Annotated in this window: 9 protein-coding genes and 1 CRISPR repeat array; all 9 genes read left to right on the forward strand. The window is 68.8% G+C overall.

Annotation, left to right across the window (positions count from 1 at the left end):
* Positions 1-592 precede the first annotated feature (592 nt).
* Complete coding sequence (locus AB0I42_RS04920; protein ID WP_357534267.1) at positions 593-1,114, forward strand: hypothetical protein; 522 nt, start codon at positions 593-595, stop codon at positions 1,112-1,114.
* A gap of 103 nt (positions 1,115-1,217) precedes the next feature.
* A CRISPR array of direct repeats spans positions 1,218-3,075; the repeat unit is 28 nt; unit sequence GGATCATCCCCGCGTGCGCGGGGAGCAG.
* A gap of 433 nt (positions 3,076-3,508) precedes the next feature.
* Positions 3,509-4,612 (forward strand): permease, encoded by a 1,104-nt coding sequence (locus AB0I42_RS04925; RefSeq protein WP_357534269.1) that lies wholly within the window; start codon positions 3,509-3,511, stop codon positions 4,610-4,612.
* A gap of 435 nt (positions 4,613-5,047) precedes the next feature.
* On the forward strand, positions 5,048-6,277 hold the full coding sequence (locus AB0I42_RS04930; protein ID WP_357534271.1) for an RCCLKC-tail radical SAM protein: 1,230 nt from the start codon (positions 5,048-5,050) through the stop codon (positions 6,275-6,277).
* A 34-nt stretch (positions 6,278-6,311) separates the two neighbouring features.
* Positions 6,312-7,571 carry a GNAT family N-acetyltransferase gene (locus AB0I42_RS04935; RefSeq protein WP_357534272.1) on the forward strand — a complete coding sequence of 420 codons (1,260 nt, stop codon included), beginning with the start codon at positions 6,312-6,314 and terminating at the stop codon, positions 7,569-7,571.
* A 25-nt stretch (positions 7,572-7,596) separates the two neighbouring features.
* Entirely contained in the window at positions 7,597-8,364 is a 768-nt protein-coding gene (locus tag AB0I42_RS04940) for a methyltransferase domain-containing protein (protein WP_212817375.1), read from the forward strand.
* 86 nt (positions 8,365-8,450) lie between these two features.
* A complete protein-coding gene (locus AB0I42_RS04945) occupies positions 8,451-9,035 on the forward strand; it encodes a metalloregulator ArsR/SmtB family transcription factor (protein WP_357534274.1) in 585 nt (194 codons plus the stop codon).
* Positions 9,019-10,272 carry an ATP-grasp domain-containing protein gene (locus AB0I42_RS04950; RefSeq protein WP_357534276.1) on the forward strand — a complete coding sequence of 418 codons (1,254 nt, stop codon included), beginning with the start codon at positions 9,019-9,021 and terminating at the stop codon, positions 10,270-10,272. The genes AB0I42_RS04945 and AB0I42_RS04950 overlap by 17 nt, the downstream gene beginning before the upstream one ends.
* Positions 10,273-10,517: 245 nt before the next feature.
* The gene (locus AB0I42_RS04955; protein WP_357534277.1) at positions 10,518-11,618 is read left to right on the forward strand and encodes a GTP-binding protein; all 1,101 of its coding nucleotides are present in this window, start codon (positions 10,518-10,520) and stop codon (positions 11,616-11,618) included.
* Complete coding sequence (locus AB0I42_RS04960; protein ID WP_357534279.1) at positions 11,611-12,405, forward strand: aquaporin; 795 nt, start codon at positions 11,611-11,613, stop codon at positions 12,403-12,405. Before AB0I42_RS04955 ends, AB0I42_RS04960 begins: the two co-directional genes overlap by 8 nt.
* The last annotated feature ends 356 nt before the right edge of the window (positions 12,406-12,761 follow it).

The raw sequence follows: 12,761 nt of genomic DNA on the forward strand, positions 1-12,761 counted from the left end.
TCAGCCGAACCCGGCCCAAGCTGCGTTGTTGCCTTCCAACTGACAGGGGGTGTCCAGGAGCGTGGATCGCCGTCAGGATGATAAACCGGACATCCTCAACTCCGGCCCCGACCGGTCCTTGCAGCCGCTACCTCGGTGGCTGATCGGAGCGAGTTTCATCGCCCTCATCGTGGCAGCACTGTTCGTCCTACACGAAAGTGACGGGTCACGCAGCACGACACCTCCTATCGTGAGCCCGACGACGCCGACTGATCCCGAGGAATCATGTCCGTCGGCCAGTTCGGACCAGGGCGCTGCGGTGGCAGACTGGATCACTGGCCTGCTTCTCGAGCAGCCGGGGGATGGACTGCACCGAGATCTAAGCCAGCAACGGTGTGACCCCACCGCCCTGGACGGACCGTGGGCCGTGGTCGTACGCCGGTCGGACGGCTCGCTCGCCAGGCACGGTGCTGTCGTGACATTCCCTGTCGAGATTCCCGCTACGGGGCGTCACGTCAGTGTCAACGGGGTTACAGGTATAGCGACGGATGCGGAGGTCACATGGCCGGTCGCTGGTGGACACGCCCGCATCCGTGGAGATGTTGGCCAGCCCATGCTGATCGCGCTTGCTGCCCGAACAACTGTCGTCGCTGGCAGGCCGGGCATGGATCCGCCTGATGGCTATACGGTGATTTCGACTGGGCCGTACCGACCACCGATCGTGCGTCAAGTCGGCTACAGCAGCGCAGCAGCCGGCGAAGGGCAAGCCCTCGGCTCGGGCTGGATTCATGCTGGGGTCGCCAGTAGTGGCGGCTTCGAAGACCAACTCTTCGCGGTGCGTTCGGTCAGTGCCGGGACCGTCCACGGCCGGCCTGCGGTGCTGTCCGGCATACGTGACGGCGCCGGAATGATCGTCTGGGAGCCGACCCCTGGGGCGATAGCCTTCGTCGGCTACGGCGGCGGCAATCCGCTGGACGACAGCGGCGTCGAGGCTCTGCGACGTCTCGCTGGGCGGGCGCGACCTGTGACAAGCGTTGGCTGGCAAGCGCTGCGGCCGGTCACCATCGAGCAGGTCAACGACCACCGCCATCCTGGGCCTTGGCCCACCACAATCCAGCGCGGGCCGGGCGGCTGATCGCTCGGCAGGACGTCGGCGCGGCAAGGTCGCGGGCTCCCTGTAACCCGATCCGGCCAGCGCTCCGCCTGGGTTCGGCGGCCACGCGACGGGCTCGGCGCGGGGATCATCCCCGCGTGCGCGGGGAGCAGCAGTACGGCAGCGCCGGATTGGGCAGGCCGTCCGGATCATCCCCGCGTGCGCGGGGAGCAGATTCATGTGCAGCTCGATGCCGAACGCCAGCCGGGATCATCCCCGCGTGCGCGGGGAGCAGGAGATCAGCAGCCTGCGCCCGGACCTGAGCGAGGGATCATCCCCGCGTGCGCGGGGAGCAGGTCATCGGCCACCGCCGTAGATCACGTCGCTCGGGGATCATCCCCGCGTGCGCGGGGAGCAGCGGGGCCCGCCGGGCCGCCCGGTCCCGCCGGCGGGATCATCCCCGCGTGCGCGGGGAGCAGCGGCACCCGTGGCGGGCGACGGTCCGCACGATCGGATCATCCCCGCGTGCGCGGGGAGCAGGGTGCGTCGACTCTTCATATGTCCACACGACAGGGATCATCCCCGCGTGCGCGGGGAGCAGTTCCCGGTTCGGCAGGAACGTGTCGGGATCCATGGATCATCCCCGCGTGCGCGGGGAGCAGGACGACGCCGACCGGCGCCGGTCCGGCGGGGAGGGATCATCCCCGCGTGCGCGGGGAGCAGGGCCCGGGACGCCGGCTGAGTCAGCGCCACCAGGATCATCCCCGCGTGCGCGGGGAGCAGGGCCCGCCGGTCCGCGTCGACCAGGGCCCGGCGGGATCATCCCCGCGTGCGCGGGGAGCAGTGGCCTGGACGCGTCCGGCGACCTCGCCGCCACGGGATCATCCCCGCGTGCGCGGGGAGCAGTGGACGCTGGTCGAGGCTGACCTGCACAGCGAGGGATCATCCCCGCGTGCGCGGGGAGCAGGGTTTCGTGGACCGCTCGGGCCGCGGCTGGGAGGGATCATCCCCGCGTGCGCGGGGAGCAGCTACTAGCCGCCCGGAACGGTGCCGTAAGCGCAGGATCATCCCCGCGTGCGCGGGGAGCAGCGCTCGTCGTGCCAGCGGCGCCGGTCGGCCTCGGGATCATCCCCGCGTGCGCGGGGAGCAGGTCGTAGTAGCCGTGTTCGATGTGTGGGCCGCGGGATCATCCCCGCGTGCGCGGGGAGCAGCAATTCCGGGTCGGGTTGTGCTTCCGCGAGGACGGATCATCCCCGCGTGCGCGGGGAGCAGGGATCCGTCGAGCTTCACGGCGCGCGGGGCGAGGGATCATCCCCGCGTGCGCGGGGAGCAGTTGAGTGCCGCCGAGCAGCGGCGCATGTACGACGGATCATCCCCGCGTGCGCGGGGAGCAGTTCTCCGCAGCCCGAGCATCCGTGATCTTCAGGGGATCATCCCCGCGTGCGCGGGGAGCAGACGCTGTATCCGCAGGCGCCAACGATCGCGGCCGGATCATCCCCGCGTGCGCGGGGAGCAGCCCCGGCCGGGAAGGAAGACGTCACCGCGAAGGGATCATCCCCGCGTGCGCGGGGAGCAGACGGCCTGCACAAGCAGGTCGAGAAACTCCGCGGGATCATCCCCGCGTGCGCGGGGAGCAGCCGTTAGCCCGGGAGTCCGTCTCCTTGGCCGGGGGATCATCCCCGCGTGCGCGGGGAGCAGGCCTCACATACGGCCGCAGCTTGAAGCGCTTAGGGATCATCCCCGCGTGCGCGGGGAGCAGCAGACGGATAGCTTCTTCGCTGTTCGCAATCGAGGATCATCCCCGCGTGCGCGGGGAGCAGCCTTCGGAACCGTGGATCAATGATTTTGAACAGGGATCATCCCCGCGTGCGCGGGGAGCAGCGCGTCAGCCTCGCGCGCGTACGCGCGCGCGCGGGATCATCCCCGCGTGCGCGGGGAGCAGCTCGACGGGCAGACCGTCGACGTCGACGACGTGGGATCATCCCCGCGTGCGCGGGGAGCAGACTTCCTGACCTGCTGCTCTAGAGATCAACTACGCTATTTTCCTTCACTTTGGTCGGCAAGCCGTCATTGGATCGTCCTGACACGGCGGCGGACCATATTGGGTGGCAATCATCGAGCTCGCGGGATGGCCCTCACTCCCCCAATCACCTTCCGCCACGTGCGCATCACCCCATTGTGGACTGCCACATCGCCGTTCTGCCCCACCTCAGGTGGTCGCGCACGGTCGGGCCAGCGTGGCCACTGTACTGCGCACCGGCATCGGCAAGATCGATGGACGGTTGGCGTCGGTGGGGCCACCCGTTCTCTCCCAGCGCGGCAAACAACTGTTCGTGGTGGGTGTCCGCGGTGTCGGCGTGGGCCGCCTCGCGGCCACCTACCACAGATTCTATCTATCATCGTTGTTGGTTGATAGAGTGCGCTCGGCGGCCGCCCGTGCCGGCCGAAGCGCGTCCGCAAGGAGGGGCCGTGGAAGATGTCGTGGAGGTCGTGCGACTCACCCTGGTCTATCTGGTTCAACTGGCGCCGTGGTTCGCCCTGGCGATCTTCATCTCGGCCATGGTGGATCTGCTCTATCTCGACATCATCGCGCGACGCACGTTCCGACGCCGGGGCTGGGTCGGCGTGGTGCTGGCCGCGGCGATCGGGGCGTTCAGCCCGTTCTGCTCGTTGACCGTCATCCCACTCATCCGCAAGCTGCTCGCCGGCGGCATCCCCCTGTCGGCGGTGATGGCGTTCTGGGTGGCCTCGCCGGCGATGGATCCGGAGATCTTCGCGATGACGGCGGCGCAGATCGGCATGCCGTTGGCGACGGCTCGCCTGGTCGGCGCGGTGATACTCAGCGTTGGGGCCGGTTTCGTCGTCCTGCTCATGGAGCGGCGGGGGATGTTCAAGAATGTCCTTCGGCGTGGATACGAGAAGCAGGAGCGACTCGAGGTTCCCCAGTGTGGACAGGATCAGCCGCGCACCGAGGAGCCGGCGCTGGTGGGCGCCGGTGGCGGCACCGCGCAGGCGACCGCTGCCTGCTCGCAGACGGCGGCCCAGGGTTCTGGCGGCTCGGCCGGCGTCGACGACGGCGAGGACGACGACAGGCCGTGGTGGCCGGCGGCGAAGGCAAGCGTGCGCACCCGGCGGAACTGGCAGATCAGCTTCCGGAACATGGGCCGGGACACGCTGACCCTGGGCAAGTGGCTGGTTCTGGCCTGTGTCGCCGAGGCGCTGATCATCATGTACGTGCCGGGTGACCTGATCACGACCCTGCTCGGGAAGGATCCGCTGGTGGCGATCCCGCTCGCGGCGGCGATCAGTGTGCCGTTGTACCTCAACGGTGTCGGCGCGATTCCGATCATCGACGGCCTGTTGGCCAAGGGGATGGCGCCGGGGGCGGTCGTGACGTTCCTGCTCGGTGGTGCCGTGACCACGGTTCCGGCGATGGTCGCGGTCCGTAGCGTCGTGACCAACCGGGTCTTCCTGACGTATCTGGGGATCAGCGTGTTCGGCAGCATCATCATCGGCTTCGGTGCCCAGCTCGTGCTTTGACGACGGTCAGCCGGCTTGTCGGTCGGGCCGCATGGCGGGGCTCGCTGGGACCGAGGACCGCCGTGCGGAGGATCAGGTGTTCAGGAGGTCCGCCCCAGGCCGGGCAATCCTAATTCGGACAAACGTCAGACGATCTGCCCGATCGCTTCAAACCACAATCGTCCCGGACTCATCCCGAAAGATCGAGTTTGGTGCGTTGACGCGAAACGCGCAGGCCAGAGGCTGCGACAGCAACCGCTACAAGATCACGGAAAGACTTCCGATTCGGACATTCCGACTCCATCAATCTATTGACACGGATTGGTGAAGGTGCCATCGTCGGCGGTACCCAGCTGATGCACCCGGATGCTTCGTCGCCTCCGGCAATCGTCGGCTGCCGCCGGTCCTGTGGCGCGAACATAGGGGGCTACGTTGCCTGATCCCCGGGTGCTTGTGGTGTCTTCCTTCGAAGCGGAACTGCAACCGTTGGCGTCGGCCTGCGTCGCCGCTGCCCTGCAGGACCAGGGGGCGGCGGTGACGGCCTGGGACGCGCACGCGTTCCCCGACCGCCTCCCCGACGCCGAGGTGGACCTGGTCCTGTTGTCGGTGCAGCAGTTCGAAGGTCTGCACCGGGCCGTGGACCTGGCCCCCAGGCTGCGGGCCGCCCACCCGGGCGCGCCGATCGTCGCGTTCGGCCAGTACGCCCAGATGAACAGCACCGAGTTCCTGGCCAGGGTCGACGCGGTCGCGTTCGACGAGCCGGAACGGATCGCGCAGGAGCTGTGCCAGGCGGCCACCGGACAGCTCCCGCTGCCACAGGTTCCCGCGCTGCGTACGGCGCACCAGATGACCGCACGGCCCCCGCGGCGGCGGATCACCGCCACGGCGCCGGCGCGTCACCTGTTCCCGTCGCTGGTGCACTATCCCGCGCACCACACCGGCCTGGGGCTGATGGGCAACATCGAGGTGTCCCGCGGGTGTCACCACAAGTGCACCTACTGCTCTGTGTACGGGGCGTACGACGGCGGTGTGGCGCCGTACGAGTTGGAGACGGTGCTCGCCGACGCGCGGCAGCTCGCCGACGACGGCGTACGGCACTTCTTCTTCATCGACGCGGAGTTCTTCAACTCGCGGACTCTCGGGGTCGAGGTGGTCCGCCAGATCGTGGCGGAGTTTCCCGGCTCGACGTTCGAGTTCACCACCCGGGTCGACCACATCCTCGACTACCCGGAGCTGCTCGAAGAGCTGGTGTCGTTGGGGCTGCGCCGGGTCACGTCGGCGCTGGAGTTCCCGTCGGACCGCATCCTGCGGATCTTCGACAAGGGTATCGATGTCGCCCACATGCGTGCGGCGATCGCGGAGGCGGACCGGATCGGTTTCGAGCTGAATCCGACCTTCATCCCGTTCACCCCCTGGGTACGCTACGAGGAACTGCTGACCTTCGAGGACTTCCTGGTCGAGACGGGCCTGGCCCGGGTGGTGGAGCCGACGGCACTGCAGACGAGGCTGCTGCTGTTCAAGGGCTCCCCGCTGCTGCAGTCACCGTGGCTGACCGATGTCGATCTCGTGGACCGGGGTTTCCACCTCGACTGGACCCATCCCGACCGGCGGGTGGAGACGCTGTGGCAGCAGCGCCGCAGCGAAGCCGAAGACGCGGGTGCCGTCCGCTGCTGCGTCAAGTGTTGACGGGCCGGGCGGCCGGTAGGAGGAGGCAACAGGTATGAGTGGATCCCATCGGGTCGTCGTCCGCACGGGCGAGCAGCTTCCCGAGATGGACTGGGCCCGCGAGTCCGCGGACCTCACGGACGCGTGGCCGTACGTGGGGCCGACGTTCCTCGCCGCCACCGAGCGGGCGCTGCCGGAGGCGAAGCCGTGGCACACCGTCGCCACGCGAGGGCGGGGCGAGCTGGCGCTGCTTCCCGGCTACGTGCTGACCGCGCCACCGGCCGTGGACCACGATCCCCGTACGTATCTGGGCTGGCAGCCGCCGTCGGGTGACAGCGTGTGCTGCGGGGTGGAGGTGGCCCCGAGTGTCACGGCCCAGGTCGACGCGCTGGGTGAGGATGCCTTCTTCCCCGCGCTGCTGTTGGGGTCCCCGCTGGGTTACCGCACCGAGATCGGCTACAACTTCTGGACCCCGACGCTGTTCGCCACGATGGTCGAGCAGCTCGTCCCGGCGGCGTTCGGTGCCGGGATCCGCAGTGTGGTCGCTCCGTGGGTACCGGACCGGCCGGGTAACGACGCGCTGACCGCCGCGTTGGACGCGGCAGGCGGTCACACCACCTTCTGGGGTTTCGAGGACCACATCCCGCTCACCGCCGCGAGCTGGGAAGAGTATCTGGTGGGGCTGCCGAAGAGGAAGCGGCAGCGGGTCGTCACCGACGAACGCCGGGTCGCCGCGGCCGGTGTGACCGTGCAGCGGCTCGACGGTGCGGCGATCCGGCCGCACGTTCCCCGGATCGCGGAGTTGACCTGCCTCAACCGGGAGAAGAACGGTGCCGGTGAGGAGCCGGCCCACATCGAGACGTTGCTCGCCGAACTGTTGGACGCCGGCGCCGACCTGCGTGCCTACACCGGCAGTGTCGACGGCGACCTGGTCGCCTCGTGCGTGGTGCTGCGCAAGGGGCACCGCCTGTTGACGAAGTGGGCGGGGTTCGACTACGCCCGGCTCGGTGAGCGCAGCGGCCTGTACTTCGCGTTGGTGCTCAACGCCCCGGTCCGCGACGCGTACCGGGAGGGGCTGCGCCAGGTGGAGTTCGGTGCCGGCGCCCATCAGGCGAAGGTGCTGCGTGGGTGCAGCTCGCGTCGGATCACCACGAGTCTGGTGCTGGCCGATGCCGCCCACCGCGTACGGGCCTATCCCTTGCTCGATGCCTTTGGTGCGGCCCGGCGTGTCGCCTTCGGCGACGTGGCCGCGCCGAGCCGTCTGCCCCTGCTCGAAACCGCGGCCTCGGGCAGCGCCTGCTGCTCCGACGGCTGAACGCCAGGATCTGGAAGAGGTTCCCGTGAGTGAGACGCTTGCACCGCAACAGGATGTCCAGGACTACTACCGGGACAAGGCGCGTACGGCCGCGGCCGGCTCGGCCTGCTGCGCCGACGACACCGATACCGCCTTCGGTGCTGTCAACTACGCGGGCATCGGCCCGGGCGAGGCGCCGGATCCGGCGCTGCTGGCAAGTCTCGGCTGCGGCAACCCGACCGCGGTTGCCGAGCTGCGTGAGGGTGAGACGGTGCTGGACCTGGGTTCCGGGGCGGGCCTCGACCTGATCCTCAGCGCCCGCCGGGTCGGGGCGGACGGGCAGGTCTTCGGTCTGGACTTTCTCGAAGAGATGCTCGCGGTGGCCAGGCGCAACATCGCCGACGCCGAACTGGACAACATCGTGCTGCTCAAGGGCGTCATCGAGGCGATCCCGCTGCCGGCGGAGACCGTGGACGTGGTCATCTCCAACTGCGTGATCAACCTGTCGGTCGACAAGCTGGCGGTGTGTCAGGAGATGAGCCGGGTGCTGGTGCCCGGTGGCCGGATCGGGATCAGTGACGTCGTCGCCGAGGATCGGCTGTCCGCCGACGACCGCGCCGCCCGGGGCAGCCGTGCCGAGTGCGTCGCGGGTGCGCTGTCGGTCAGCGAGTACCGCGACGTACTGACGCGGGCCGGCCTGGTGGACCCGGAGGTTGTCTTCACCCACGAGGCCGCCGACGGGATGCATGCGGCAATCATCCGGGCCCGGAAACCGGCGACACCGATCACCTCAGATGACAGCGCCTCCGCTTAACGGGCATGCTCCCAATAGCGCCCACCGATCAGCTGGCCTTGAACGAGCGGCAGCGCAGGATCGGTCCGCCGGACGAGGGAGAAGCCGTGTTCGACACCACTCTGGTCGCCTACCAGGTCGCCGCCACCGCGCTGGCAGCCATGATCATCGCGGCGCGTGGGTGGCCGTCCGGACACCGCCCGGGTATCCACCTCACCGCGGACCGTCGGCCGGCCGCCGAGCGGTCCGGCGGTGCCTGGTCGCGCAGCGGCACCAGCCAGAACGGCGCCACGTCCGAGCCGGGCCCGGTGTCCGGTGACGACCAGCCCCTGGACCGGGAGACCGCCGAGACGTACGCCCGCTGGTTCCAGGCGCTGTCGGATCCGACCCGGATCATCATCCTCAGCTATCTGAGCCGCCGCACCGAACCCGTCTCGGTCGGCAACATCGTCGACGAACTCGGGTTGGGGCAGTCTCTCGTCTCGCACCACCTCAAGGCGTTGCTCGCGGTCGGCTTCGTCACCTACACCCGGGAGGGAACCTCCCGGCTCTACTCGGTCAACCACAGCTGCATCACGAAGTTCCCGACCGCCGCCGACGTCGTCATGGGTCGCTCCCCCGCACCCACCCCGACGCTGCCGGCGTGGCCGCACCTCGACAACGGAGACCGACGACATGGGCGACAGGAGTAGCAGCCCCGGACAGGATGGCCCGCTGCTCGCGCTGGTCGGCAGCGGGGACCGCCGCTACCGGGAGTACATCCTCGCCGCGCTGGCACCCCATTTCCGGCTGTGGCTGCTGGACGCCATCGAACCCAGCTGGCACCGGCCCTACCTGACCGGATTCACCCTTGTCGACACCCACGATCCGGCGGCCCTGGTCGGGGCCGTCCGCCGCATCGGGTCCGAGGTCGCACCGGTCGCCGGCCTGTTCAGCTACGACGAGTGGGTCATCGATGCCACCGCCATCGCCGCCGAACAGCTCGGCCTGCCGGGCAGCCCGCCGCAGGCGGTCGCCGCCTGCCGCGACAAGGCGGCCACCCGCCGGATCCTGGCCGGTCACGGCGTCGGCCAGCCCCGGTCGGTCACCGTGACCGGTCAGGTCGAGGCGGTGGAATCCGCCGCCGCGATCGGCTACCCGGTCGTCGTGAAGGCGCGACGGCTGGCCGGCAGCATCGGCGTGCAACGGGTCGACGACGAGCAGGCGCTGGTGCGGGCGTACCGCATCGCCGACGCCGCAGTGTTTCCGGACGTCGTACGCGACGGCGCGGATGTGCTCGTCGAGGAATACCTCGACGGGCCGGAGATCAGTGTCGACAGCGCTGTCGTCGACGGAAACGTCATTCCGCTCGCCCTGGCCCGCAAACAGACGGGGCTGGCTCCGTACTTCGAGGAAACCGCTCATTTCATCGACGGCGCCGATCCACTATTGACCAATGAGGCGTTGAACGACCAGCTTCGTCTAATTCATTCCGGGCTCGGTCTCACCGACGGCATGACTCACACCGAATTTCGGCTGACTCGTGACGGTCCACGTCTCATTGAGATCAACGCCCGACTCGGTGGCGATTTCATCCCGCACCTCGGTTATCTGGCCACCGGTGTCGACTTCGCCGTCGCCGCCGGGCAGATCGCCACTGGGTGTTATTCCACCAGCCGCCCGACCCGTCGACGGGTGGCTGGTATCCGGTTCCTGTACCCGCCGGTCGACTGCCGGATCCTGAACCTGCGAGTACGTACCGACCTGCTCAGTCCGGGAGTGCATGCCGCGGTGGCGACCGGTCAGCCCGACCAGGATCTGGCACTGCCACCGCGGGGGTTCCTCTCCCGGTACGGATACGTGATCGCCGTGACGGACTCGGTCGAACAGACGAACGCCGAACTCGAACGCGCCCACGACATAATCGAGTTGGAATACAAACCTATCTGAGAATAATCCGCCGATCGGAGCGACATCAGAACTGCGCCGGTCCGTCGATACAACGCGCCCGAAAACAAGGCATGAAACGCGTATCAGCCCAAGAGCCGACCGTTGACAAGTGTTACAGGCACCGGGATCATTTCGATCAAGCGATTCACTGACCGACCGCAGTTCTCGCCGACTATTCAGGGCCTGAGGTCAGTGTCGTCGTATTGCGCATGCCATCCCGACGTATCGACCGGAGGAACAGGCCCGTGATCACATTTATCGCACTCAGCGGTTTTCTCGGTGCGGGCAAGACCACGACGCTGGTCGCGGCCGCCCGGCACCTGCAGCAGCAAGGGAAGCGCGTCGCTGTCGTCACCAACGACCAGGGCACGGAACTGGTCGACACGAAGCTCGTCCGCAGCAGCCTCGACTCGGTGGCCGAGGTGACCGGCGGCTGCTTCTGCTGCCGGTTCGAGGACCTGATCGAGGTCGTCGAGGAACTCATCGCCGGCGGGGACGTCGACGTCGTCATCGCCGAGGCGGTTGGGAGCTGCACCGATCTGCAGGCCACCGTGGTCCGGCCCCTGCGCAAGTTCTACGGCGACCAGTTCGTCGTCGCGCCGCTGGCGACCGTGGTGGACCCGATGCGCCTGCGGGCCTTCACCCGGGCCGCTGAACGCGGCGAGCCGGAGTCCGACCTGTCCTACCTGTTCAGCCAGCAGCTGCGCGAATCCGACGTCCTGGCCGTCAACAAGATCGACCTCATCGGCCAGGACGACCGGGACCGCGTCATCGACGACCTGCGCCGCGCCTACCCGGAGGCGACCGTCATCGGCTACTCGGCGAAGACCGGAACCGGCCTGACCGACCTGCTGCACGCATGGGAGCAGCCGGCGAGCTGGACCGCGGACCTCGACATCGACTACGACCGGTACGCGGCGGCGGAGGCACAGTTGGCCTGGCTGAACCAGGAATTCGTCATCGACGCCGACGGCGCCGGATTCTCCCCGGACGTGTGGGCGAGCAGCCTGCTGACACACCTGGCGGAGAACATGCAGGCCGCTGGCGCGGAGATCGGGCACGCCAAGCTCACCGTCGACAGCGACGGCGAACTGACCAAGATGAGCATCACCGGTTCGGGCACCACCCCGTCGGTCGACCTGACCGCCGCCGGCTCCCCCACGACCGCGACAGCCACGGTCAACGCGCGGGTCGCCTGCGAGCCAGCCGTCCTCGACCAGGCGGTGCTCGATGCCGTCGCGCACGCCGACGACATCGCCGGAACCCGGTCCCGGGCGGCCGAGGCGAACTCGTTCAAGCCCGGCTACCCCCGCCCGATCCACCGACTCGCCGCCGCCGATGTCTGACCACGGCCCGGACCGGCCGCAGCCGCGCAGCACGATGCCGGTCATCCGTGCCGCGGTCGCCGAACTCGTCGGTACCGCCTTCCTCGTCGCGACCGTCATCGGCTCCGGCATCGCCGCCACCCGCCTCTCACCCGATGACGTGGGCCTGCAGCTGCTGCAGAACTCCCTGATCACCGGCGGCATCCTGGTCGCGCTCATCCTCGCCCTGCAACCGGTGTCGGCCGCGTTCAACCCTGTCGTCACGCTCGTCGAACTCGCGCTCGGCGCCGTCAAGGCCACCACCGCCGCCGTCCTCATCGCCGCGCAACTGGTGGGCGGATTCGTCGGCGCGGTCGTGGCCAACCTGATGTTCGACCTTTCGGCGGTCAGCATCTCCAGTACCCAACGCGACACCCCAAACCTGTGGCTCGGTGAGGTCGTCGCCACCCTCGGCCTGGTGATGGTCATCTTCGGCATGGCCCGGTCCGGCCGGACCAACACCATCGCCGTCGGCGTCGCCGGCTACATCACCGCCGCCTACTGGTTCACCAGCTCCACCAGTTTCGCCAACCCGGCCGTCACCGTCGCCCGCATGTTCTCCGACACGTTCGCGGGAATCACGCCGTCGTCGGTGCTGCCGTTCATCCTCATGCAGCTCATCGGCGGCGGCCTCGCCTACGCCCTGGTCCGGTTGCTCTACCCCGACGCACCGGCCCGGGCCGCCCGAATCGTCCGCCAACGCGGCGCGACCGACGACAGCAAGGCGGGCGCGCCAGACATGTCGGCCGACACCGTGGCGTCCCGATGACGAGCACCAACCGTCGACGGCGGTGCCTCCGGTCCGGCGCCGCCGGGCGGTAGGACGGGTTCAGGTTCCGGGCCCGTCAGTGGTCACAAACGGTGCTGGTTGTGAAGGCAGCACCGCGCTCTGCCGGCACGATGACCGTTGACGGTCAACGCGCGTCGGCTGTCCCGGCCCTCGAAGGTCGGGGCAGCCGACGCGCGTTTGTCGTGCCGGTCAGCCGCCGAAGGTGCCGTTGGCGGGGGCGATCCCGAGGCGGTAGATGTCCAGGACCGGGTCAGCGTGCCGGTCGGTCATGGCAACGGTCGTGATCTCGCCGGTGCCGGGCGGATGGGTTATCGGAGGCCGACGGGTCGCGGTGG

This window comes from Polymorphospora sp. NPDC050346, from assembly GCF_040655695.1.
In the GTDB taxonomy this organism is placed as follows: Bacteria; Actinomycetota; Actinomycetes; order Mycobacteriales; family Micromonosporaceae; genus Polymorphospora; species Polymorphospora lycopeni.

Coding starts and splice junctions, on each gene's coding strand:
- AB0I42_RS04960 (WP_357534279.1), top strand. CDS start 11,611: ATGTCTGACCACGGCCCGGACCGGCCGCAGCCGCGCAGCACGATGCCG.
- AB0I42_RS04920 (WP_357534267.1), top strand. CDS start 593: ATGCTGATCGCGCTTGCTGCCCGAACAACTGTCGTCGCTGGCAGGCCG.
- AB0I42_RS04950 (WP_357534276.1), top strand. CDS start 9,019: ATGGGCGACAGGAGTAGCAGCCCCGGACAGGATGGCCCGCTGCTCGCG.
- AB0I42_RS04935 (WP_357534272.1), top strand. CDS start 6,312: ATGAGTGGATCCCATCGGGTCGTCGTCCGCACGGGCGAGCAGCTTCCC.